Source organism: Actinopolymorpha sp. B17G11 (assembly GCF_040196095.1).
In the GTDB taxonomy this organism is placed as follows: Bacteria; Actinomycetota; Actinomycetes; order Propionibacteriales; family Actinopolymorphaceae; genus Thermasporomyces.
In genome coordinates, this window is sequence record NZ_JBEFTW010000010.1 from 14,811 (window position 1) to 38,338 (window position 23,528).

The window sequence follows — 23,528 nt, forward strand, 5'->3', positions numbered from 1 at the left end:
AAGGACACCATGCCGGCACAGCCGCCCTCGGCGCTCCAACATCACCTGCAGGTGGGTCCGGGTGATGTCGGCCGTTACGTCTTCCTCCCCGGTGACCCCGGGCGCTGTGAACGCATCGCTTCCCGGTTCGACAATCCCCGGCATGTGGCGACCAACCGTGAGTACGTCACGTGGACCGGTGAGCTCGACGGCGTCCCGGTATCGGTGACGTCCACCGGCATCGGGTGTCCGTCCACCGCGATCGCGGTCGAGGAGCTCGTACGAGTCGGCGCCGACACGTTCGTCCGCGTGGGCACCGGTGGCGGCATGCAGCGCGACACTTCACCTGGTGACCTCGCCGTGGTGACCGCGGCGATCCGCGACGAAGGTACGACTAGCCATTACCTGCCGATCGAGTTTCCTGCCGTCGCCGACCTGGACGTCACTTCGGCCCTCGCCGAGGGTGCCCGCGCGAGTGGCGCGACCATGCGACTGGGTGTCGCGCAGACCAAGGACTCCTTCTTCGGCCAGCACGAGCCCGAACGGATGCCGGTGGCGCCACGGCTGCTGACCCGATGGCAAGCCTGGGTTGACGGCGGAGCGGTCTGCTCGGAGATGGAGGCCGCTGGGCTCTTCGTCGTGGCGGGCGTGCTCCGGGCGCGGGCCGGCGCGATCGTGCTCATCGCCGGACATCACGACCGTAGGCCACTCACCGATGACGAGCGCGAGGCCTGCGACCTAGACCATGTCATCGACGCGGCGATCGCGGGAATGCGCAAACTGATCTCGGCCGATCTCGCCCGGGACCATGCTGAAGACGCGCGCGGCCCCGCGTCGCCGGCAGACGGCGGGCCGCAGCCATGAGGGGCGCAGCTCCGCGGGTTCTTGTGGTCGGCAGCTACGGCGTCGGCTTCACCTGGCGGATGCCTCGCCCACCCGGACCCGGAGAGACCGTGGTAGCCGACGACTTCGTCGTCGAGCACGGCGGGAAGGGCTCCAACCAAGCTGTGGCCGCGCGCCGGCTCGGCGCGACCGTCCACCTGATCACAGCAGTGGGAGACGATGACTTCGGCCGGTCCGCCCAGCAGTTGTGGCACTCCGAAGGTGTCAACGTCACCTTGCTGCCGTCTGGGGGACGGCCGACGATGACCGGGGCCATCCTGGTCGAGTCCGGTGGCGAGAATCGGATTGCCATCGCTCCAGGTGCCCTCGACACCCTCGGCCCGGATAGCTTCCACGGACTCGACCAGTGCTTCGCCGACGCCGACGTCAGCGTACTCCAGATGGAGATTCCGGCCGATGCGTCGATCGCAGCGCTGCGGATGGCGAAGGTGTACGAGGTTCCGACGGTGCTCGCTCCGGCTCCCGCTCCGCCCGCTGCGTACGTCCCGCAACTTCGCGGGCTGGTCGACCACCTGGTGCCCAACGAACACGAGGCGGTCGAGGTCTGTGCCGCTCTGACGCCGGGTGAGGTGCCGGGCGACCGGGCGGCCGGTCTTGCCTCTGCGCTCAGTTCCGCTCTCGGGTGTACGTCGGTCGTCACCGTGGGCAAGGACGGCGCATGGGTGAGTGCGGACGGCCAGCCCACGCGCGTTACAGGGTTGGCCGCACCGGTCGTCGATACGACCGGAGCTGGCGATGCATTCACCGCCGCGTACGCCGTGTCGATCGCGGAGGGAGCGGGCCCGATCGATGCGGCGGCGTTCGGCTGCATGGTCGCCGCCTGGTCCGTCCAGCGTCGGGGCGTCATCGAGTCGCTGCCCACCCGGCAAGAGGTATCCCACCAAATGAGGAGAGCATGACTCGCCGCATCATCATCGACACCGATACCGCCGCCGACGACTGCTTCGCCCTGCTCGTAGGCATGTGCCATCCTGACGCGCACCTCGAGGCTGTCACCATCGTCGCCGGCAACGTGGAGTTCGACCAGCAGATCGAGAACGCACTCCTGACGATCGACATGGCCGGTCGAGCGGGAAAGGTTCCGGTCCATCCCGGTTGTCGCCGGCCGATGCTGCGTCCATGGCACCGTGCCAACGCACACGGGGACGGCAAGGGCAACTGGGACTTCCCGCGCCCAGCGGGCCGGCCCGAGACCGAGCACGCCGTCGAAGCGTTGCTCCGGATGGTGAACGAATCACCCGGTGAGATCGACATCGTAGCCATCGGCCCGCTCACCAACATCGCGGCGGCGGTCGTTCAGGATCCGGAGTTTCCGCAGAAGGTGCGGTCACTTTTCGTCATGGGCGGGTGCGACAATTCGGTCGGCAACGTCACCGCGGCCGCGGAGTACAACTTTTACGTCGATCCAGAGGCGGCGCGAATCGTACTCCGGTCGGGATTCCAACCAACGATCGTGACGTGGACGTTGACGCTTGCCCAGGCGGTGTGGAGTCGCGAACGCCTGAGAGCGATCGACGCGTTGGACACACCGCGGGCGGAGTTCTTCTCCATCGTCAACCGCCCGACGCTCGAGGTCAACGAGACCCGCGGCATCAGGGGCAGCACGCACCCCGACTCGCTCACGGCGATGTTGCTGGTTCGTCCCGACCTGGTGACCCGTGCCAGCCGGTGCTACGTCGACGTCGAAACACAGGGTGAACTCACCCGCGGCTACTCCCTCGTCGACCGGCGCAGCGAACGCCATGCACCCAACGCCACCGTCGTCGACGAGATCGATGCCGAGGGCTTCTTCGCCGCGATGGTCGAGCTTCTCAGCAAGGGCCGAAACGCATGAGCACGGACTCGTCACGACCTTCGCTCGCTCCGTACATCCAACATACGTTGATCGACGCCGGAGTTGACGCCGCCAGCATCGACCGGCACTGCGACGAGTGCAGGAGATATGGATTCGACGCCGCAATGGTCCCCGCCTGCTGGGTTCCGCGCGTCAAGCAACGCTTGACAGGGACGCGGATCAAGGTGGCCTCAGCTGTCGACTTTCCGTTTGGAGCTATGACTACCCGCGGAAAGGTCGCGGAGATACAGGCACTAGTCGACCTCGGCGTCGACGAGATCGATGTCGGCGTCCAGATCAGTGCGCTCAGGTCCGGTGACAAGAGTGCCTACGCCGACGACCTGTCCGCGATCGTGGCTGCCGCGGGAGCCGTACCCCTCAAGGTGATGCTCGAGCTGCCGCTCCTGGACTCTGACCAACGAGAACAGGCTGTGGAGATCGCGGTGTCGGCCGGAGTCGCCTACCTAAAGAACGCCAGCAGCGGAAAGGTCGGCCGGGCCACCCCCGAGGAGATCCGCTTCCTGCGCGACCGGGCACCAGCCGGTGTCGGCGTCAAGGGGTCCGGTGGGATCAACACCGCTGAGCACGCTCGCCGCCTCCTTGACGCGGGCGCCGACCTGGTCGGCACGAGTAACGGCGTGGCCCTGGTGACTCGTTCGCCGACTTCGCCGAAAGCCACGGCATCGGACTACTGAAGGCAGCATCCATGGATCCATCACCAAGGAATTCGGCGCGATTGTTTACCTGGCCGTCACAGAAGGTCATTCTCACGAATTTCCAGCGCCTCTAGCCTTTGACCCGTCCAACTGATCCGCCGGTTCACACAATGAACCGCCCCGCAGAGGATGGGTGGCTGACTTGCCCGAGACGCCTGCGACCCGATGGCCGCGGCCCGCGATACGCAACACGGTCTCGTTCGTCGCCGTGTTTCTCGGGGTGTTCGGGATGTGGGAGGGATACAAGGCCACCGGCCTGACCTGGCCGATCGCCACCGACGACCTCTCGCTGCCCCATGTCTGGCGCATCGTCGGCGGTCTACTCGAGCCGGCCCGGCGTGGGGCCAACGAGTCGCTCGGCCTCTACCTGCTGGGCGAGGCGTCAGTGACCCTGCGCGAAGCGCTGTACGGCCTTGCTCTCGGCGCGACGATCGGGCTCGTGCTGGCGGTCCTGCTCGCCGAAGTAGGCCTGGTTCGTCGCGGGCTGCTGCCGTGGTTGGTGGTTTCACAGACGGTGCCGCTGGTCGCCATCGCTCCCATGGTGGTCATCTGGGGCGGGAAGGTGGGCCTGCCGGCGTGGACGGCGGTCACCGGCATATCCGCCTACCTTTCGTTCCTTCCGGTAACGATCAACGCGCTTCGCGGGCTCGAGTCGACGCCGATCATCCAGCTCGAACTCATGCGGACATGCGGTGCGCGCAGGCTCCAAACCCTGTGGTGGTTGCGGTTTCCCGCCGCGCTGCCACATCTGCTGTCCGGACTCAAGCTGGCCGCGACGGCGAGCGTGGTCGGCGCCATAGTCGGGGAGATCTCTGCCGGCAGCGGACGAGGTATCGGCCGATCCATCCTCACCTTCACCTACTACTACGCGAACGGGCCGGAGAAGTTATACGGCGCAGTGGCGATCGCCGCCGTTGCCGGAGTCCTCTTCGTCCAGACGCTGAACCTCGTCGAGGCCCTCACCCTGCGACACCGCGACAGGAGTTCGAGATGAACGAACGCACGGTCATCGCCCTCGATGGCGTCGGCAAGACGTTTGCCGGCGGCCGCGGAGGCGACGTCCAGGCACTCGACGACATCGCACTGTCCGTACCTGAAGGTTCGTTCGTGTCGTTGCTCGGTCCGAGTGGGTGTGGAAAGAGCACGCTGCTCCGGATCCTCGCCGACATCATCCCGCCAACGACCGGCACGGTCGAGATCAACGGCAAGACGCCCCGTGCCGCACGGCTGGCCCGGGACTACGGCATCGTGTTCCAGCAGCCCGCCCTACTGGAGTGGCGAAGCGTGCTGCGCAATGTGGAGTTGCCGCTGCAGATCATGGGCATCGGCAAGGCCGCGCGTCGGGAAAAGGCGCGGCACATGCTGGAACTCGTGCGCCTCGGCGACTTCGCTCGGCACTTCCCATGGCAGCTGTCCGGGGGAATGCAGCAGCGTGTCGCCGTGGCCCGCGCGTTGACCTTCGACCCGCGCATCCTGCTCATGGACGAGCCACTCGGTGCCCTGGACGAGATGAATCGCGAGTACTTGCAGGCGGAACTGCTCCGGATCTGGCGGGACACCCACACGACGGTCGTCTTCGTCACGCACAGCGTGGCCGAGGCGGTGTTCCTTTCCACCGAGGTCGTGATCATGTCGCCGCGTCCCGGCCGCGTGGCGAAGGTCATCCCGATCGACCTGCCGCAGCCGAGGACGGCGGAAACCCGCACCAGCAAGGAGTTCTACGCCGCGGCCACGGACGTACGAAACGCGTTACACGCGGTGCTCGCCGATGAGGTGCCGGCATGAAGCAACTCGCCGGGAAGCTCGGGCCGATGCTGGCGTTTGCGGTGGCTGGGCTCGGCCTGTGGCAGCTCTTCGTCGTGATGTCGGGTGTGGGGCGTTTCCTCCTGCCGGCACCGAGCGATGTCGCCGGCGCGTTCGCGCGTGGATTTCCGACCATTCTCGACGCGACTCGGGTCACCGCGAGCGCCGTGGTGCTCGGGATGCTCGGCGGCGTGGTGGCCGGACTGCTGGTCGCGCTGCTCATCGCGCGGTTCTCGTCCGTCGCACCTCCGGTGCTGGCGACGGTGGTGGTCGTCAACTGCGCACCGATCATCGCTCTCGCGCCGATCTTCAACAACTGGTTCGGCTCGGCCAGCTTGATGTCCAAGGCGGCGGTCGCCGGCGTCATGGTCTTCTTTCCCGTACTCCTCAACACCGCCCGCGGGCTCCTCGAAGCCCGGCCCCTGCACGTGGAGCTGATGACCTCGCTGGCAGCGCGGCCGCGCCAGGTCTCGCTGCTACTTCGCCTCCCTGGCGCCCTGCCCTATCTGTTCAGCGCGCTGCGACTTGCGACGACCCTGAGCGTGATCGGCGTGATCATTGCAGAGTTCTTCGGCGGGCCGACGAACGCGCTCGGCGTCTACATCGCCTATCAGGCGGCGGTTCCACGGTTCGCCGTCGCCTGGGCCGGCATCATCATGGCGAGTGCTCTCGGCCTCGGCCTCTTCGGCGTGGTCGTCCTGCTGGAACGAATCGTCATGCCCTGGCACACGTCCTCCCGTTCTCCCATGTCCTGGTCGTAAGAGTCACCACGAAAGGTTACGACGATGTCCCGAGCGCAGCCCCGGCCCATGCTCAGTTCCTTTCGCTTCTTCGGCATCCTGGCCGCCGGCGCGCTCGCGTTGGCCGCCTGCGGAGGGATGGAAGCGGAGTCCAGCCCGTCGGCGGGCGGCGACACGGACTGCGAGTCCACCACCAAGGTGCGGGTGGTGCTGCAGTGGGTGGCGCAGGCTCAGTTCGCGGGCTACTACCAGGCGAAGGACAAGGGGTACTACGCCGACGAGTGCCTGGATGTGACGATCCAGGAAGGCGGCGTCGACGTCGTTCCCCAGCAGGTTCTTGCGTCCGGCAACGCCGAGTTCGCGGTCAGTCATGTCACCAAGACCCTCGCCACTCGTGAGGAGGGAGCCGATCTGGTCAACATCGGCCAGGTCTTCCAGCGTGGCGCCTACCTCGAGGTCGCGTGGGCCGACTCGGAGATCAAGACCATCGAGGACTTCCGCGGTAAGAAGCTCGGCAGCTGGGGCAAGGGCAATGAGCTCGTGCAGTACGCCGCGTTGCGCGCGAACGGCATCGAACCCGAGAAGGACGCCCGGATCATCCAGCAGTCGTTCGACATGTCGCAACTGCTCAAGCGCGAGGTCGATGTCGCCGTTGCCAAGACCTACAACGAGTACGCCCAGGTGCTGGAACAGGTGAACCCGAAGACGGGCAAGCTCTACCAACCCGAGGACTTCGTGACGATCGACCTGCAGGAGATCGGGTTCGCCAGCCTCGAGGACGGCATCTATGCCAACGGCGACTGGCTTGCTAAAAACGGCAACGAGGACGTCGCGGTGCGGTTCCTGAAGGCCACGTACCAGGGTTGGGCGTCCTGCCGGGATGAGTTCGACTCATGCGTCGACACCGTGCTGGACAACGGCAGTGCACTCGGCGCGGGGCACCAGACCTGGCAGCTCAACGAGATCAACAAGCTGATCTGGCCCTCACCGGACGGCATCGGCGCGATGGACACGGCCGCCTGGGACCAGACGGTCGAGATCGCGATCGACGGCAACGTGCTCAAGGGTGAACCGTCCGGCGACGCCTACCGGACGGATCTCAGCGAGAAGGCGGTCGCCGAACTCGAGGACGCAGGAGTCGACGCCACCGGTGCGGACTTCAGGGCGAAGACCGTGAAGCTCACCGAGGGTGGGGAATAGGAGATGGACGACGGCGAAACCGCGGCCGTACTGCGGGTGCGTAGCACGTTGGCGGGTAGCGGAGTTTCCGTGGACGAAGAGGAAGCCCGCGCGGTGCTCACCTTCCGGCGGAAGGCCGATGTGGCCGACTTGTATCGACGCCTTCCGGTCGGTGATGTCGAGCCGAGGACTTCGTTCGACCCTCGGTGGCCCGCATGACGACGTCGCGAAGGGCCGCGGCGCCAACGGGCCAAGGGTTGGCCAGCCAGGTGTCCGTCAGCGGACTTCCCACAGTGGTGGAAGCCGTCGCGGCATTCGGGTCCAGGACGCTCTCACCCGTAGAGCTCACCGACCTCGTACTCGAACGCATCGAACGGTTGGACCCGCTGGTCGAGGCCTACGTGGACGTGTACGCAGAACACGCCCGCACCCAGGCGCGGCAGGCCGAGGCCGCGATTGGTCGCGGAGAGGCACTCGGCCCCTTGCACGGCGTACCGGTGACTCTCAAGGACCTGTTCGACGTGGCCGGCCGCCCAACGATGGCTGGCTCGGCGATACGTGAAGGACACCGCGCCGCCACCGACTCGGAGGTCACCCGGCGGTTGCGGGCCGCTGGTGCGATCATTCTGGGCAAGGTCGTCACGCATGAGTTCGCCTTCAGCGTCCTGTCCCTGCCGACCCGCAACCCGTGGAATCTGGCCGCCGCTCCGGGCGGATCAAGCGGCGGCTCGGCCGCTGCGGTCTCAGCCGAGCTGTGTCTCGCCTCGATCGGCAGCGATACAGGTGGCTCAATCCGCATGCCCGCCGGCCTGACCGGCTTGGTCGGGCTGAAGCCCACCTATGGACGGGTCAGCAAGCGTGGTGTGGTCCCGTTGTCCTGGTCCCTGGACCACACCGGCCCGATCACGCGGACGGTCGCCGATGCGGCAGTTGTCTTCTCGAGCATCGCTGGTCATGACCCGGCGGATCCTTGCTCCATCAACGAGCCGCTGTCGGACTGTCTTGGCCACCTTGACGGCGGTGTCGAGGGACTTCGGATCGGCGTACCCAGGAACTTCTTCTTCGACCTGGTGGATCCAGAGGTTGGCGACGCCGTACACGCCGCGTTGGACGTCCTGGTAGACGCGGGCGCATCACTCGTCGAGATCGAGGTGCCCGACGTCGAATTGGCTGCTGATTGTGTGAGCACTGTCGTCGGGGTCGAGGCGGCCGCCGTTCACCAGCACGACGTTCGCACCACGCCTCAGCTCTACACCGCGAGTACCCGGCAGGAAATCCTCGCCGGTGAACTCATCGCCGGCACGACATACGTCAACGCACAGCGGGTACGGCAGCTTGTCGCCGAGGGATTCCGGAGCGCTCTGTCAGTCGTCGACGTGCTCGCGACGCCGACCCTCCCCGTGACCGCACCGGCGTACGGCGCCGAGACGACCCTGCTGGGCGGCCAGGAGGTCGGGGTGCTGACGGCACTCAGCCGAGCGACGGCGCCTGCCAATGCGGTCGGACTTCCAGCCCTCGCGTTGCCCTGCGGCTTTGCCAGCAACGGACTGCCGATTAGCCTGCAGTTCGTCGGACGGCCGTTCGACGAGGCGACCATCCTTCGGGCTGGCCAGGCCTATCAGCGCCATACCCACTGGCACACTTTCCGCCCGCCTCTCGCTGACTGCGTTTCACCGCCGACTTGATCACATCGCCGGCACTGACTCGCAGCACCTCCGCTATGAGAGCGACGCCCTCGGCGTCATCAACAACAGACCACCGACGCCCTCCACCGGCACGGTCATCAGCCAAACGCCAGCCCAAGCGTCCAGCCCAAGCAGGAGGAGTAACCGCTGGTCGTGGGCCTACGGGTGGTCGTGCGGGTCCGTCCCGTACCCCTGGATCAGTCGAGGTTGCAGCACGTCCTGAATCGGGTCGCCGGCAGGGCCACCCATCGAGAACGTGACGACGTTGTAGAGCGGACCGCCAATGACCGCTGCTGCCCCGGTCGAGAAATGCCGGCCACGTGACAAGACCTCAAGCTGGACTTCGACAACCCTGACTTGACGACTGTGGGCGCGGAGTTCCTGGGCACATCCCACCACGCCAGGCGATAACGCTGCGGCGATGGACCACCGCGGGGAAGAGTGGCTGGCCGCGAACCCGAACACGAACTATTACCACGGCCTGCGCGACCACGTCCGCTGCTCTCACCGCCGACCAACTGCGCACCGACTACCTGCTCCTACCGTCCGTCACCACGCCCTGTGCACCGATCCACAGATCGAGCCCGGCATCGTCGACGAGCTGCGCACGTTCCGCAATCCGGTCGTGTGGCCACAGTGTGGCGCGTCGGCTGACCAGGCCGTTGGCGATGTGCGGCGACGATCCGGCGACCTGAATTGGTCAGCGACGTCGACCTCCCCCTGACCCGATCCACATCCTCCAGCACCACCGCCAACTCCTCGGCGAGCCTGCTGCGTTCCTCCTCCGACAAACTCATACCCCGACCTCTACTCGCCCGTGCCCGTGCCGGGAGTCCTTGAGTAGCAGCCGGCTAGCTACGGGAATCCTCCGCGACACCAGTAGCCTCCGGCAGACACAACCGAAGATCCAATAACCGCTGGTAATGGCCGACCGTCTGCACTGTCAGTCAGTGGTGGTGTCCTCGCCTCGCACTTACTCGCTGCCGAGGCACCAAGTGGCGGCGTTGTACAGCAGGTGCCGTACAGCGGGGACATCGAAGTCGTCCCTGTGGCCGAGGCTGGTGTAGAAGACGCGACCACCACCGCGGTGGGACGTCGTCCATGCAACGGGGCCAGGTTCTGGATCTGTTTCGGGTTCGATGGGGTCACCATGAAGCAGGACCTGCGCCTGCTTCTCACCCGGAATTCGTACCCGGTAGAGCCACGAGCGAGCCTCGAACGGTGACTCGATGCCTTCGAGGATCGGATGGGTCAAGACCCCATCAGATGCCTGTACGAAGGTGCGTGAGCTGTGCCCGTGGTGGGAGACCCATGGCGTGCCGAGGACTTCCCGACCGAATCCGTCGTTCCACGTCGACCATGGCGAGTCGGTCGGGAAGTGGAAGGCGTGGCTGCTCGTCCGCAGCCCGAGCACGGGCCGACCGGCATCCAGGTAGTCCTCCAGGAGGCTCATTTGCTGGTCGGGAAGGACCCGGAACCGGGTGTAGATGACGAGGAGGTCGGCGGCTGGCAATGCCTCGAGGCCGGTGAATTCGGACGTCGGGAAGTCTGGCTCGTCGTCGATGACGGTGGGAGTGCACAGATCGACGTCGTGACCAGCAATTCGCCAGTCGCGCGCGAACGACGACATGGTCTCGTGCGATTCGTACTCCGGCTCGCCCGCGGCGATGAGGATCCGGCTCATCGGTCTGAGTCCTCTGCCGCCGCTGGTGCGGCCGGTGTCTCCCACGGGTGCAGAACGACCTTTCCGCACTGGGCGGTGAGCTGCAACTCCCATGCGTCGCGTACGCCGTCCATCGGGAACGCATGGGTGACCAGATGCCGCAACACCGGGCGCGCCCTCCTGATGGTTTCGACCATCCGGTCCCCATCTCGGAGATGGTTCCAGTGCCAGACGCCGTGGAACTCCAGTCCGCGCTCGACCAGCCGCGCCGCCTCGACCGGTCCGCCCCAGCCGACGGACCCGATTCGTCCCCGGCGTCTGGTTACGGCGGCGAGAAATGCCGGGGCGGTCGGTGCGCTGCTGGTCTCGATACTGGCGTCGGGTCCGCGACCACTCGTTCGTGCGGACACCTGGTCCGCGGCGTCGTCGTCACGGGGGTCGATCACGGCCTCCGCACCAAGCTTGCGAGCAAGCTCGGCTCGGTAGGGATGGGGCTCCAGGGCGAGGACACGAGCGCCCCGCAGGCGTGCGTTGACAACCGCGCCGAGGCCGACAGCGCCACAGCCGGAGACGAGTACGGTGTCCAGTGCGTCCACCCGCAGTCGCTCGCACGCGTTGAACGTCGGCCCTAGCCCACAGCAGGCCATCGCGGCCTCGTCGTAGGAGAGGTCGACCGGGATGGGGAACAGCAACCAGTCGGGCTTGAGGCAGTACTGCGCGTACGTCGCCGTTCCGGTCTCCGATCCGGTTGCGGCAAGGACGTCACGCTGATGTGGACAGTGGATGTGCTCGCCCGACAGGCACAGTTGGCAGTTTCCGCAGGCGTACTGCGGCATCACGACAACCCGGTCGCCTGCCCGTACGCGGCTGGAGTCGGCGGCGTCGACGACCTCACCGGCGGCTTCGTGCCCGAGAACGTCGGCGGGTCCGCCGGCGGCGTACGTCTGGACCTCGGTGCACATCGGGGCGCTCAGAATGCGGATCTTCACGACGTCCCGCGCCGCCTTGGGTTCGGGGACGTCGCGGATCTCACACGATCGAGGACCGGTGATGGCGACGCTCTTCACGTGCTGCTCCTCCATGCCTGCTCGCGGACGCGGTACCTGGGGACCGCTTCGGGGTTGACGAGGTTGCGCGGAAGCTCGCCCGCGAGCACACGAAGTGCTTCCTGTGCGGCGCCGAGCCCCATCCGTTCCATGCTGGCGTCGGTGATCCCGGCGAGGTGCGGGGTGAGGAGGACGTTGTCCAGGTCGAGGAACGGATGGTCAGCCGGCAGCGGTTGCGTCTCGAAGACATCGAGAGCCGCACCACCGAGCCGACCCGCCCGCAGCGCCGACAGCAGTGCGGACTCGTCCACGACGGGGCCGCGTGCGACGTTCACGAGCAGTCCGTCCGGTTTCATGTAGGCGAGGAACGTCGCGTCCACAAGGTGGGTGGTCTCCTCCGTCAGTGGACAGCAGCAAACCACCACGTCCGCGACGCGAGCGAGCTCCTGGAGGTCGACATAGCCGATGGCGGCGGGCGCTGCCGATGGCCGTGGGTCGTAGCCGACGACGGTCATGCCGAAGCCCGCGGACGCGATGTCGGCGAGGGCGGTGCCGACGTTCCCCGTGCCGATCACGCCGAGAACTCCACCGTGGAGTTCGGCCGCATGCTCGGCGTGCTGGCGACCGGCGACCCAGCCCGCGGTACGGAGGTCGGCGTCGATCGTCCGGAAACGTCGGCGGAGCGCGAGAGCAGCGAAGATGACGTACTCGGCGACTGAGCGGGCGTTCGCGCCCGGAACGTTGGCGACCAGGACGCCGGCGTTCGTCGCAGCGTCAAGTGGGATCATGTCCACACCAGCGCCGTGCCGGATGGCCGCGCGAAGTCGGTATGCCTGGTCGAAGAGGACCGGCGGCAGTGGTGCCCGGACAATCACGACGTCGACGTCGCGGGCCTGCTCGGTCAGCGCGGCCGCAGTGGTTTCTGGCGCCGTCCTCAGCTCGGCGACGTCCTCGATCACCCCGGCGGCCCGGGCATGTAGCGGATGGGTGGACAACACCACCGCCATCTCGGCTACCTACCTTCCTCGCCCAGGAGACCCCGCCAGTAGCTGTCCACGCCCTGCAGGTGCGCGGACATCAGCTCGACGGCTTTCTCGGTGTCCCGATTGACGATGGCGTCGAAAAGCCGCAGGTGCTCCCGGTGCGAGCGTCGGCATCGCTGTGGATCGCGGAAGTAGAACTGCCGCCGCTCGGCCGTCATCAGGTAGAAGATGTTGACGATCCGGAAGAAGATGCCGTTCTGCGTCGCCTTGACGATCTCGGCGTGGAAGAGCCGGTCCTGCTCGGCGATCGACTTACCAGCCTTGGCGTTCGTCTCTTCCTCGTCCAGGATCTTCTGGATTCGCTCGATGTTCTCATCGGTCCATCGCTCGCACGCCAGCCGGACGGCTTCGATCTCGTGGATACGCCGCATCTCGACGCTCTGGTGCACTTCCTCGGCCGAGAGTGGTACGCCGATCTGGGCAAAGAGCGCCAGCGCCTCGATGCTGCTCGGCTCGGCTGCCATGAAGATGCCGGACTTCTCTCGTCGTTCGATCACGCGGAGCGCACCGAGGAACGCGAGTGCCTCGCGGACCTGGCCACGGCTGACCCCGAACCGCTCCGCGAGGTCGCGCTCTGAGGGGATCCGCTCCCCTGGCTCGTATCCTCGAACGACGAGGAAGGGCACCAGCTGGTCGACGACACCGCGGGCGTTGTCCATCACACCTCCACCGTGTACGCCTCGACCACGTCCTCGCGGACCGTCACCCCGAGCCCCGGTCTGTCGGGCACCTCCACCATTCCATCGCAGACCAGGAAGTCCTCCTCCACGAGGTCGTGGAGCATCGGGTTGGCCCCGAGCGAATATTCCACGACGAAGCTGGACGCGCTCGCCGCGCAGAAGTGGAGGCCAGCCGCGAAGGCTGGTGCCCCGGCCCACAGGTGGGGTGCCATCCGGAGGTTGTGGGCTGCGGCCAGGCCGCCGATCCGTAGGCCCTCGGTGATTCCTCCGCAGACCGCGAGGTCGGGCTGCAGGATGTCCACGGCCCGGTGCTCGACCAGGTCGCGGAAGTCGAAGCGGGTGTACTCGCTCTCACCGGCGGCGATGGGGATGTGCGTCGACGCTCGGACCTCCCCCATGCCTTGCTTGTCGTCCCCGGTGACGGGCTCCTCGAACCAGGCGACGTCGAGGTCACGCACCAGGTGGCAGAAGTGCTTGGCCTCGGCGACGGTGAACGTGCCGTGGGCGTCGCACATGAGCGCGACTTCGGGCCCGAGTGCCTTCCGGGCCGCCTCGACGCGGGCGGCTGAGCGGCGGACCGTGCCGTCCATCGCGCCGACCCGCATCTTGACCGACCGGAACCCACCGGTCTCGACGTAGCCGGCGAGCTGCGCGCCGATGCCTTCGACATCTGCCCAGCCACCCGACGCGTACGCCGGGAGGTGCGTGGCCTTGCGGCCACCGAGCACCTGCCACAGGGGGACACCAAGGGACTTGGCCAGTATGTCCCAGAGCGCGATGTCGACACCACTCATCGCCGCGACAGCGATCCCGCGCCGGCCGAGAACGGGAAACACATGGCCGCGGTCGGCCGCGTAGCCAGCCCTTGTCCCGTTGTACATCCGGTCCCAGATCGCCACGACGTTCCGCGGATCGAGCCCGATGAGTTCGGGTGCCAACTCGTGGTTGACAGCAGCCACGAGTGCCGCGTACGTGCCCGCGCTGCCGGCAGCATTCCTCGCCTCTCCGTACCCGACCATCCCGTCATCGGTCTCGATGCGGATGACGGCGGTGTCGAAGGTGCGGAGTCGGCCAAAGTCGCTCACGTGCTGGAAACCAGCCTCGATGGGCATCCGTACCCACGCCGCCTGGACGCGGGAGATTCGCGATCCCGGAGCGGGCTCCGCGGCCGCCAGCGCCCGACCGGGCATGTCCCGGGGTTGGTCAGCTGGCTCGGTGGTCGTCGCATCCTGCTTCACTGGTTCGCGGGTCTCCTCAGGCATGTGCATACGACGGATTCGTCGTATCGCTGGTCGCGTTCATGTGTTCGTCCGTTCGTACAGCGGGCGCAGGGTCTCCGCCGACCGCTGGACGAGCGAGGTGTAGAACTCCTCGGTGAGCAGGCTGCTCCCGTGGTCGCGGATGTAGGCGAGTTCCTCGGCCGAGACGTTCGGCTGGTTCTTGTCGACCTGGTTGGGGTACGGCGAGACGGGGGTCCGGTCCACGGGCGCCACGAACTCGACCGTGAGGGCACCGGTGTACCTGACCTCCTGCAGGGTGGACACGATCGCGGTCCAGTCCAAGCTGCCCATGCCGGGCGCGAAGCGGTTGTTGTCGGCGACGTGGACGTCCCAGATCCGGCCTGCCGCCGAGCGGATCGCGTCGAGGAAGTCCGCCTCCTCGATGTTCATGTGGAAGGTGTCGAGTGCGACTCCACACTCCGGTCCGACCTCGGCCGCGAGGGCAAGGGCCTGGTCGACCCGGTTGAGGAAGTACGTCTCGAACCTGTTCAGAGGCTCCAGCGCGAGCCGGATCCCGTGTCGTTCGCAGTCGGCGTAGACCTCGCGCAGTCCCTCGACCACCCACCGCCACTCCTCCTCGGGAGTGGCGTCGGGGACGATCTTGCCCACGGTGGCGGGGACGACGGTGACGACCTGGCCGTCCAGGGCTGCCGCCAGGTCCACCAGGGACCGGAAGTAATCGACTGTTCGGGCCCGCTGCTTCTCCTCACTCGCCGCGAGGTTCCGCGGCTCCTGCATGATCGTGACCACTCCCCAGCAGCTGATCCCCGTGTCGGCCAGCTGCCGGCGGGTGTCGGCGATGTCGTACCGGTGCGGCTCGCCGCTCAACTCCACGCTTCCGTAGCCGAAGCGACCGATGCGGCGCAGCGTCACCTCCAGCGGTTCGGGTCGCATCCACGTGTGGGTGGACAGGTGCATTCGACTCACAGCAGGTCACCTACCTCGGCCTTGAGATCGCACAGTCGGGCTGTGAGGTCCTCGCGGACTTGGGCGTATCGCGCGTCGCCGTAGACGTTGGTGAGCTCGCACGGATCTTCGGCCAGGTCGAACAGCTCCCACTCGGGAGTCATCCGCCGGTCGCTGGAGCCGGTCGTGCCCAAACCCTCGCCGTAGTAGTAGATCAGCTTGTGTCGCTTCGTCCGTACTCCGTAGTGGGCGCACACGTTGATCGCCGACAGGTGTTCCCAGTATCGGTAGTAGAACGCCTCACGCCACCCGTCGATCTGGTCTCGGCCACACACGGCCCGGAAGCTTCGCCCCTGCATCCCCTCCGGCGCGGGGACACCGGCGTAGTCGAGGAGGGTCTGCGCGAAGTCGACGTTGAGCACCATCGCGTCCCGCGTCTCGCCGGCGGGAACCTCCCTGGGGTAGCGGACAAGGAGCGGCATCCGCAGGGACTCCTCGTACATGAACCGCTTGTCGAACCAGCCGTGGTCGCCGAGGAAGAAACCCTGGTCGGAGGTGTAGACGACGATCGTGTCGTCGGCGAGTCCGGCGTCGTCGAGCCAGTCGAGCAGACGACCGACGCTCTCGTCGACGGCGGCCACACAGCGCAGGTAGTCCTTGACGAACCGCTGGTACTTCCAGTGCCGCTCTTCGGGCCAGGTGAGGCCGGTCGGGACCGGCTGCTTGAGCTCCTCGGCGCTGAGGTGGCTGTCGATCCTGATCCGGGCGATCCTGATCGCCTCGGCGCGGGTGGCGTGGTCGTCGTCGAACGTCGCCGGGACGGGGAGGGCGTCGTCCTCGTACAGCGTGGCGTGTCGTGGCGCCGGCACCCACGGACTGTGCGGCGCCTTGTGGTGGAGCATGAGCAGGAACGGCTTGGCGGGGTCCCGGCCGTCCAGCCGGTCGAGCGCGAGGTCGGTGAGCAGGTCGGTGACGTAGCCCCGGCGACGGGTTGGCGTGCCGTTCTCGATCAGCTCGGGATCGTCGTAGACGCCCTGCTCGGGCAGGACGTTCCAGTGGTCGAAGCCGGCCGGGTCGTGCCGCTCCCCGTGGCCCAGATGCCACTTGCCGACGAGAGCGGTCTGGTAGCCGGCGCCCTGCAGCAGGGACGGGAACGTCGTCTGCCGGTTGTCCAAGTTGTCGTCGAGGGTGCGGACGCCATTGACGTGGCTGTAGGTGCCGGTAAGGATGCTGGCCCGGCTCGGCGCGCACAACGCGTTCGTACAGAATGCGTTCGTGAACCGCACACCTCCGGCCGCCAACCGATCCAGGTGCGGGGTCTGGTTGATCACGCTGCCGTAGCAGCTCATCGCGTGCGTGGCATGGTCGTCGGTCATGAGGACGATGACGTTCGGCCGGCCTGTCATGGCGCACCCGTCCTGGTCACGAGGCCGAACGACCGCGACAGTGGGGCCTCGCAGAGCCGGTGGAGGGCCACTGCACCGACTGCGGGAACGATCGCCAACAACGGCCAGACGACCACGACAGCGCTGAGGCACGCGGCCTCCACCACCAGGATCCGGGCGGTCTGGGCGGGGTTGGCCGCCATCGTGAGAACTGCCAGCCGTACCGCCGCGGGCCCGGAGGTCCGGCCGGCGGCCAGGAGGCAGAACAGGTACGGCGTGGCGGCGGCGTACGCGACGAGTGCGGCGACCAGCACACCGGTCAGGGGGATCCGGGCCGGGTCCGGCACCTGGTCGAGCGCCCGGAAGTCGGCGACCAGGACCACTCCAGCGAGCAACCACGCCCCGCCGGTCCGGGTGCTGCGCCCGAAATCCGCCCCGAAGGAGGCGAGGAACCGCCAGGACGTCCGCCCCGTCCCCCCGTCAGCCCGAAGGCCGGCCAGCCGGAACATCGCCGCGGTCGCGGCGGGCGCGGTGACGACCGGCAGGCTGGCCACGAGCCACAGCACCGACAGCCAGGCCAGCTCCGTCAGCCCGGACAATGCCCGGTAGAGCTGGGAGTCGATGCGCACCCCGGCTCCTCCCTCCTCAGGTTCGTCCACCCCGGACCTCCTCCGACTCATGCTCCGCCCGCCTCAGGTTCCGAGCAATGCCTGCGTCTCGGCGTCCATGTCGGCGAGGATCGTCGCCGCATCGGGCTCTGAGTTCGTCCACAGAGCGTCGATCTTCACGGTGAAGATCGAGCTCTCCCATTCGGCGTACTTGGCGAAGAACGACTGTTCGGCGCCGTCACGCTCGACCAGATCGCTGAACGTGTGGGCGAAGTCGTCGGCGGGCAGCACGTCGGCGGCGGGCTGTCCGTACTTCGCGAAGCTGATCCGCGCCGGGGTCAGGGAGCCCAGCTTCCCCACGTCGGGGAGCACGTCCGGGGCCGACATCAGGTACTTCATGATCTCGAAGCTCAGCTCCGGGCTCCGCGAGGACTTGGGGATGGAGAACGACGAACCACCCACCTGCTGGAACCGCCGGTCCTTACCCCGTGGTGTTGGTGCGGCCGTCCAGGAGAACTTGCCCTGGACGAAGTCCTCGATGGCGAATGCCGTGTCGTTGAGGTTGAAGATGATCGCTAGCCGCTCGGAGCCGAAGAGCGCGAGGTCGCCGGCACCGGCAGCGTCGGCCGTCGCCAGGTCGGCCGGTGTCGGCATCACCTTGTCGTTCCACATGGCGTCGTGGACGTACTGGAACGCCTCGACCGTCCCTGGTTCGGTCAACCGGCTGCGGGTGTCGTCGGCGAAGAAGTCGCCGCCGAACGATCGCACCAACCAGTACATCGGCACGGTGGCCGTGGGCAGTGTCATCGCCCAGGACTTTTCCGGGTCCTTCGCCGCGGCCTTGAGCGTCTTCGCGGCCTCGAGCAGGTCCTCGAAGGTCCAGTCCTCGGTCGGGAGGTCGACACCGGCGCGTTCGAACCAGTCGACGTTGACGTAGAACCCGCCCGAGGCAAGGTCGTACGGCATGCCGTACTGGACTCCATCGCTTTGGAAACCCTTGACTTGGGAGGGGTAGTAGTCGTCCGGCCATTCCGGCGGTGGGGAGTTCTTGATCAGGTCGTCGAGAGGTTCCAGCATTCCGCCACCGGCGAACTGCGGGACGAACCGGCCGTGCATCCAGCACATGTCGACGTCCCCGCCACCGGCGATCGACGTTTGCAGCTTCTGAAAATACTGGTCGAAGCTCGTGCCGTAGTCGACGTTCCACTTGACCTGTGGCTCGTGGTCCTTGAAGTAGGCGCCGATGTACTTCAACCACTTCTTCATCTCCGCCGCGCTCTCCCACGAGGTCGCCTGCCACGCGGTGACCTCGGCCGTCGAGCCTCCACCGCCGCCGCAGGACGCAAGCGCCGGGAGCGATGTTCCTACTGCGGCCAGGCCGAATGCGCCGCCAAGTAGGCCGCGCCGGGTCAGGTGGCGGGATCCGATGGTGGTAGCGGGACGCGCGGTGGTTGGCATGTGGGTCATCCCTTGACTCCTGTCATTGCGATGCCGCGCACGTAGTAGCGCTGGCCGAGAACGAACATCAACAGCAGGGGCGCGACGGTGAAGGTCGCGGCTGCCATGATCAGATTCCATGGCGTGCGTCCGGGGTTGAGCGTCTGGAACATCAACAGCCCGAGCGGCAACGTCTTGTTGTCCACCGTGTTGATCATGATCAGCGGCCACAGGAACTCGTTCCACGACCAGAGGAACGTGAAGATTCCCAGAGTCGCCGTGACGGGACGGATCAGTGGCAGGATGATCTGCCAGTAGATGCGCCAGTAGCTGCAACCGTCGAGCCTGGCCGCCTCCTCGAGCTCGGTCGGCAGGCCGAGGATGAATTGGCGCATGAGGAACGTCCCCCAGGCGGTGAAGATCGCCGGGAGGATGAGGGACGGCAACGTGTCCACGAGCGACAGCGACCGCATGATGACGAAGAGCGGAACCATGAGTACCGGGAACGGGATCATCATCGTCGCGACGTACCCGAGGAAGATCTTGTCCCGACCCGGGAACCGCAGCCGGGCGAACGCGTACCCCGCCATCGACGACGTCAGGATCGCTCCGACCGTCGTGGCGACCGAGACGACCAGGCTGTTGACGAAGAAGCGATCGAATGGCAGTGCGTTCCACGCGTCGGTGTAGTTCGACCATCGCCACTGCGACGGCAGCAACCGCGGCGGGAACGTGTAGATGTCCGCGATGCTCTTGAGCGACGACGAGATCATCCACAGGAACGGGCCCACGAAGGCCAGTGCCACGAGGACGCAGGCCGCGTAGACGAGGATGGTCTGCACGGTTTCCGACCTGCGCCGGCGACCATCAGCCGGTCGACGTCGGGCGGCGCGAGTGTCTTCGCCGGTTGTGGACATCACTGCACCCCCGACTGTCCACGCGGGCGTGCGAGCCGGGCGCCGGCATGCCCACCAGCTGGCTCCCCATGGACCCATCGCCTGCCCATGCGCCACTGCATCGCGGTGACCACGAAGATGAGGCAGAACAGGAAGAACGCCAGCGTGGAGGCGTAGCCCATCTTCGAGAATGCGAAGGCGTTCTGGTAGACGTAGTAGACGATCGTGGTCGTCGAGAACGCTGGCCCGCCCTTCGTCATGATGTAGAACTGGTCGAACGCCTGCATCGTGCCGATGAACGACGTCACGAAGATGAAGAACGTCGCCGGCGAGACCATGGGGACGATGACGTACCTCACCCGCTGGAACCAGTTCGCGCCGTCGACCTTGGCCGCGTCGAAGTAGTCCTGGGGAATCGTCTGCAGGGCTGCCAGGAAGATCAGTGTCGGATAGCCGATCCCCCTCCAGTTGCTCATGAGTACGAGGGCGGGCATGGCCCACGTGGCATCGGCGAGCCAGTTGGGTCCGTCGATTCCTACGAGGCTGAGCAGGTAGTTCAGGATGCCGACGTCGGGGTTGTAGATCCACATCCAGACCGTCGCGATCGCGACGGTCAACGTGACGTACGGCAGGAACACCGCCGTGCGGAACACGACCAGCCCGCGGACGGCCCGGTTCAACAGCAGAGCAAGGAAGAAGGCGATCACGACCGCGATCGGCACGGTGCCGACAGAGAAGTAGACGGTGTTCCGGACGGCCTTCCAGAACAGCGGATCCTGCAGCGCCGCCGTGTAGTTGTCGATGCCGACGAAGCGTTGCGGCCCGACGAGTCCCCACTCGGTGAAAGTCAGCACGAATGCCATGCCGATCGGGATCAGGCTGAACACGAGGAACCCGGCGGCGTTCGGAGCGAGGAAGAGGTAACCGGCGAGAGCCTCACGGCGCTTCGCGGTCATTCCCTTCCGGCCTGCCGCCCCCCGGGACCCATCCGATCCAGGCGCCGATTTCCCAGAGTGCCGGTGGCGGGCGTCGACCGAGGTCACGTGCCCACCCATCCGGTCGAGCTCAGAAACATCGACGACCACATGAGATCTGGCCCTTCAAAATTGGTCTACCGATCTGGTCGGACCAAACACTAGACTAGGCGGTCACCGTTAACAAGACGTCATCTGAGCGAAATCAAGGAGGACCCTCGTGCAGCTGTCGACGCTGTTCCACGTGGCGATCAAGACCGCCGACCTGGGGGCCACACGCCGCTTCTACGTCGATCTCCTCGGGATGGCCGAGGATGAACGGCCGCCACTCGACTTTCCTGGGATCTGGATAAGAGCGACCTGCCCAGGCGGACTGGCGCTCTTCCACATCTACGCCGGCGACGCGGCGACCGGCCCCGACGGACGCGTCGCCACCGGATCAGGAGCAGTCGACCACGTCTCAGTGGTCGCACACGGATACCACGGGGTGCGCGACCGGCTCGCCAAGGCCCAGGTCCCCTGGCGCGAGAACGCCCTTCCCACCATCGGCACGTGGCAGATCTTCGTCCACGACCCCAGCGGCGTCCTCCTCGAGCTCACCTTCAGCGCCGGCGCCGAGCGGACCCAGCAGCCGACCTACCCCGCCGAACGGCAGTACCGACCCGGCGAGGACTTCTTCGACCCAACCGCGTACGCACGGCTCGCTCCATGAAGGTCGGTGTGTTCGGCGCCGGACGGATCGGAACGCTCCACGCTCGGACGCTGGCAGGGCTGTCATCCGTGGACGCGGTGGTCGTCTGCGACATCGAACGGGAGAAGGCCGATCGTCTGGCCGACGAGATCGGAGCCTCGGTTGCCTCCACCCCAGACGAGTTGTTCGCCATGGACATCGACTCGGTCGTCGTTGCATCCTCGACCCTGACTCACGCGGCCCTTGTCACAGCCGCGGTAGCGCGTGGCCTTCCCACCTTCTGCGAGAAGCCGATCGCGTCCGACCTGGCGACGACCCGGGAGGTGGTCGCAACGGTCGAGCGGTCGGGCGTCCCTGTCATGGTGGGCTTCCAGCGCCGTAGCGACCCCGCTTATCTCGCGTTGCGCCGAAGGATTGCGGCCGGCAAGGTCGGGGAGCCGTATCTCGTGCGCATGGTTGTCGGGGATGACCAGCTGCCGCCGGCCGAGTACGTTTCGGGCTCTGGCGGTATCTTCCGCGACCAGAGCGTGCACGACTTCGACATCGTGCGGTGGCTCACGGGTCAGGAGATCGTTGAGGTCTTTGCGGCCGGAGGAAACCTCACGGGTCGACCTGAGTACGCAGCGGCCGACGACGTTGACACGGCGGCGACCGTCCTTCGTCTCCACCGCGGCACGCTCGCTGTCTTGACCAGCTCGCGAATTTCCGCGAGCGGTTACGACGTACGTCTCGAGGTAGCAGGTTCGAAGCAGATCGCGGCCATCGGCGTCGTCAGTGCACCAACCGATTCCAACCCAGAAGGCGTTGCGACCGCGACAGCACCACCAGGCGGCTTCGTCGAGCGGTTCAGGGCGGCGTACCAGGCCGAGATGCGTCGCTTCATCAGGCTCGCCGGCAGTAGCGGCGAGAACCCCTGTCCTCCCAGCGACGCACTCGCGGCCTTCGTCGTCGCGGATGCAGCGAGCACATCCAGGCGGGAGTGCCGGCCCGTACGACTCGAGCACTCGGAGGTGGGCAAGTGAGCCGGGTACGACTCGCCGTGATCGGGCTCGGACGGATGGGCCGGATCCACGCTGCGAACCTCGCCCAGCGGCGCCGATCCGCCGAACTCGTTGTCGTTGCCGACACCTACCCCGGCCGCGCCGCGTCGGTTGGCGCCGAACACGACGTCCCGTGGACCACGGACATCGACCACGTCCTGGCCGACGATTCTGTGCAGGCAGTGGTGATTGCGACGCCCACTGGGACGCATCCCGGACTCGCGGTTCAAGCTGCGCAGGCGGGCAAGCATGTGTTCTGCGAGAAACCGATTGCCCTCGACCGGCAGACGACCGTGGAGACCATCAGTGCCGTCGACCAGACGGGGGTGAGCTTCCAGGTCGGATTCCATCGCCGATTCGATCCCGACTGGGTAGCCGTTGTCGACCGGATCCGCGCCGGCGAACTGGGCCGCCCATACCTCTTCCGTACATCCCTTCGCGACCGGAAACCACCACCGGTCGAGTTCCTCCAGGGTTCCGGCGGCTTCTTCGTCGACGTCACCATCCACGACCTCGACACCGCCCGCTGGATGATCGGCGAGATCGTCGAGGTCACCGCGTACGGGACCGCCGTGGCCGACCCCGCCATCGGCGAGATCGGTGACATCGACACAGCCCTTGTCGTCCTGCGGTTCGAGAACGACGCACTCGGGGTGATCGACAACAGCCGCGCCGCCGGGTACGGGTACGAATGCTCCACCGAAGTGATGGGCGAACACGCCACCGCCCGGATCGACCGGCCACAGCACCTGCACTATCAGTGGCTAACTCCCGGGCAGGCGGCCCACAGCGTGAACGCCGACTTCGAACAGCGCTACCCAGTCGCATACGCCGAGGAGCTCACTGCCTTCGCCCAGTGCATCCGCAATGGCACAACACCGAAGGTCACCGGCCTGGACGCCCTCGCGGCGTTCGACCTTGCCACCGCGGCCGACGCATCCTGGCGCACAGGACAGACGATCAGCCTCTCCCCTGGGCACTGCCAGGAGGGGGTCGTCTACCAGCTGGAGGTCCCACGCCTATGACCGATCGATCGCGGC

General features: G+C 66.7%; 23 protein-coding genes. 12 read left to right on the forward strand and 11 right to left on the reverse strand.

The features are described from left to right. Positions 1–9 precede the first annotated feature (9 nt). From ABN028_RS12880 to ABN028_RS12920, 9 genes are all read left to right on the forward strand, one after another. On the forward strand, positions 10–843 hold the full coding sequence (locus ABN028_RS12880; protein WP_349696759.1) for a nucleoside phosphorylase: 834 nt from the start codon (positions 10–12) through the stop codon (positions 841–843). Next, complete coding sequence (locus ABN028_RS12885; RefSeq protein WP_349696760.1) at positions 840–1,781, forward strand: ribokinase; 942 nt, start codon at positions 840–842, stop codon at positions 1,779–1,781. Before ABN028_RS12880 ends, ABN028_RS12885 begins: the two co-directional genes overlap by 4 nt. After that, positions 1,778–2,716 (forward strand): nucleoside hydrolase, encoded by a 939-nt coding sequence (locus ABN028_RS12890; RefSeq protein ID WP_349696761.1) that lies wholly within the window; start codon positions 1,778–1,780, stop codon positions 2,714–2,716. The genes ABN028_RS12885 and ABN028_RS12890 overlap by 4 nt, the downstream gene beginning before the upstream one ends. Beyond that, a complete protein-coding gene (deoC, locus tag ABN028_RS12895; RefSeq protein WP_349696762.1) occupies positions 2,713–3,411 on the forward strand; it encodes a deoxyribose-phosphate aldolase in 699 nt (232 codons plus the stop codon). The genes ABN028_RS12890 and deoC overlap by 4 nt, the downstream gene beginning before the upstream one ends. A 154-nt stretch (positions 3,412–3,565) precedes the next feature. Further along, complete coding sequence (locus ABN028_RS12900; RefSeq protein ID WP_349696763.1) at positions 3,566–4,426, forward strand: ABC transporter permease; 861 nt, start codon at positions 3,566–3,568, stop codon at positions 4,424–4,426. Continuing rightward, complete coding sequence (locus ABN028_RS12905; RefSeq protein WP_349696764.1) at positions 4,423–5,217, forward strand: ABC transporter ATP-binding protein; 795 nt, start codon at positions 4,423–4,425, stop codon at positions 5,215–5,217. Before ABN028_RS12900 ends, ABN028_RS12905 begins: the two co-directional genes overlap by 4 nt. After that, positions 5,214–5,996 (forward strand): ABC transporter permease, encoded by a 783-nt coding sequence (locus ABN028_RS12910; protein WP_349696765.1) that lies wholly within the window; start codon positions 5,214–5,216, stop codon positions 5,994–5,996. Before ABN028_RS12905 ends, ABN028_RS12910 begins: the two co-directional genes overlap by 4 nt. A 48-nt stretch (positions 5,997–6,044) precedes the next feature. Continuing rightward, positions 6,045–7,175 (forward strand): ABC transporter substrate-binding protein, encoded by a 1,131-nt coding sequence (locus tag ABN028_RS12915; RefSeq protein ID WP_349696766.1) that lies wholly within the window; start codon positions 6,045–6,047, stop codon positions 7,173–7,175. A 194-nt stretch (positions 7,176–7,369) separates the two neighbouring features. Then, on the forward strand, positions 7,370–8,839 hold the full coding sequence (locus ABN028_RS12920) for an amidase (protein WP_349696767.1): 1,470 nt from the start codon (positions 7,370–7,372) through the stop codon (positions 8,837–8,839). 973 nt (positions 8,840–9,812) lie between these two features. Here ABN028_RS12920 and ABN028_RS12925 read toward each other — a convergent pair. From ABN028_RS12925 to ABN028_RS12975, 11 genes are all read right to left on the reverse strand, one after another. Next, positions 9,813–10,523, reverse strand: a complete 711-nt coding sequence (locus ABN028_RS12925) for a ThuA domain-containing protein (RefSeq protein WP_349696768.1) — start codon at positions 10,521–10,523, stop codon at positions 9,813–9,815. Further along, positions 10,520–11,569: a zinc-dependent alcohol dehydrogenase gene (locus ABN028_RS12930; protein WP_349696769.1), complete on the reverse strand. Its 1,050-nt coding sequence runs from the start codon at positions 11,567–11,569 to the stop codon at positions 10,520–10,522. The genes ABN028_RS12925 and ABN028_RS12930 overlap by 4 nt, the downstream gene beginning before the upstream one ends. Continuing rightward, the gene (locus ABN028_RS12935; protein ID WP_349696770.1) at positions 11,566–12,555 is read right to left on the reverse strand and encodes an NAD(P)-dependent oxidoreductase; all 990 of its coding nucleotides are present in this window, start codon (positions 12,553–12,555) and stop codon (positions 11,566–11,568) included. The genes ABN028_RS12930 and ABN028_RS12935 overlap by 4 nt, the downstream gene beginning before the upstream one ends. A gap of 5 nt (positions 12,556–12,560) precedes the next feature. After that, positions 12,561–13,250, reverse strand: coding sequence for a FadR/GntR family transcriptional regulator (locus ABN028_RS12940; protein ID WP_349696771.1), 690 nt, complete (start codon positions 13,248–13,250; stop codon positions 12,561–12,563). Next, the gene (locus tag ABN028_RS12945) at positions 13,250–14,533 is read right to left on the reverse strand and encodes a mandelate racemase/muconate lactonizing enzyme family protein (RefSeq protein ID WP_349696772.1); all 1,284 of its coding nucleotides are present in this window, start codon (positions 14,531–14,533) and stop codon (positions 13,250–13,252) included. The genes ABN028_RS12940 and ABN028_RS12945 overlap by 1 nt, the downstream gene beginning before the upstream one ends. Positions 14,534–14,569: 36 nt before the next feature. Continuing rightward, complete coding sequence (locus ABN028_RS12950; protein ID WP_349696855.1) at positions 14,570–15,469, reverse strand: sugar phosphate isomerase/epimerase family protein; 900 nt, start codon at positions 15,467–15,469, stop codon at positions 14,570–14,572. Between the two features lie 5 nt (positions 15,470–15,474). Continuing rightward, entirely contained in the window at positions 15,475–16,863 is a 1,389-nt protein-coding gene (locus tag ABN028_RS12955; protein ID WP_349696773.1) for a sulfatase family protein, read from the reverse strand. Further along, positions 16,860–17,501, reverse strand: a complete 642-nt coding sequence (locus tag ABN028_RS12960) for a DUF624 domain-containing protein (RefSeq protein WP_349696774.1) — start codon at positions 17,499–17,501, stop codon at positions 16,860–16,862. Before ABN028_RS12960 ends, ABN028_RS12955 begins: the two co-directional genes overlap by 4 nt. 33 nt (positions 17,502–17,534) lie before the next feature. Further along, on the reverse strand, positions 17,535–18,908 hold the full coding sequence (locus tag ABN028_RS12965) for an ABC transporter substrate-binding protein (RefSeq protein ID WP_349696775.1): 1,374 nt from the start codon (positions 18,906–18,908) through the stop codon (positions 17,535–17,537). 5 nt (positions 18,909–18,913) lie between these two features. Then, positions 18,914–19,729: a carbohydrate ABC transporter permease gene (locus ABN028_RS12970; protein ID WP_349696776.1), complete on the reverse strand. Its 816-nt coding sequence runs from the start codon at positions 19,727–19,729 to the stop codon at positions 18,914–18,916. 74 nt (positions 19,730–19,803) lie between these two features. Further along, positions 19,804–20,739, reverse strand: a complete 936-nt coding sequence (locus ABN028_RS12975) for a carbohydrate ABC transporter permease (protein WP_349696777.1) — start codon at positions 20,737–20,739, stop codon at positions 19,804–19,806. A 238-nt stretch (positions 20,740–20,977) separates the two neighbouring features. On the opposite strand from ABN028_RS12975, the gene ABN028_RS12980 reads away from it, so the two are divergent. The 3 genes from ABN028_RS12980 to ABN028_RS12990 are packed head-to-tail and all read left to right on the forward strand — an operon-like array spanning position 20,978 to position 23,513. Next, a complete protein-coding gene (locus ABN028_RS12980; RefSeq protein WP_349696778.1) occupies positions 20,978–21,469 on the forward strand; it encodes a VOC family protein in 492 nt (163 codons plus the stop codon). Continuing rightward, on the forward strand, positions 21,466–22,470 hold the full coding sequence (locus ABN028_RS12985; protein ID WP_349696779.1) for a Gfo/Idh/MocA family protein: 1,005 nt from the start codon (positions 21,466–21,468) through the stop codon (positions 22,468–22,470). The genes ABN028_RS12980 and ABN028_RS12985 overlap by 4 nt, the downstream gene beginning before the upstream one ends. Next, a complete protein-coding gene (locus ABN028_RS12990; RefSeq protein WP_349696780.1) occupies positions 22,467–23,513 on the forward strand; it encodes a Gfo/Idh/MocA family oxidoreductase in 1,047 nt (348 codons plus the stop codon). The genes ABN028_RS12985 and ABN028_RS12990 overlap by 4 nt, the downstream gene beginning before the upstream one ends. Positions 23,514–23,528: the final 15 nt, after the last annotated feature.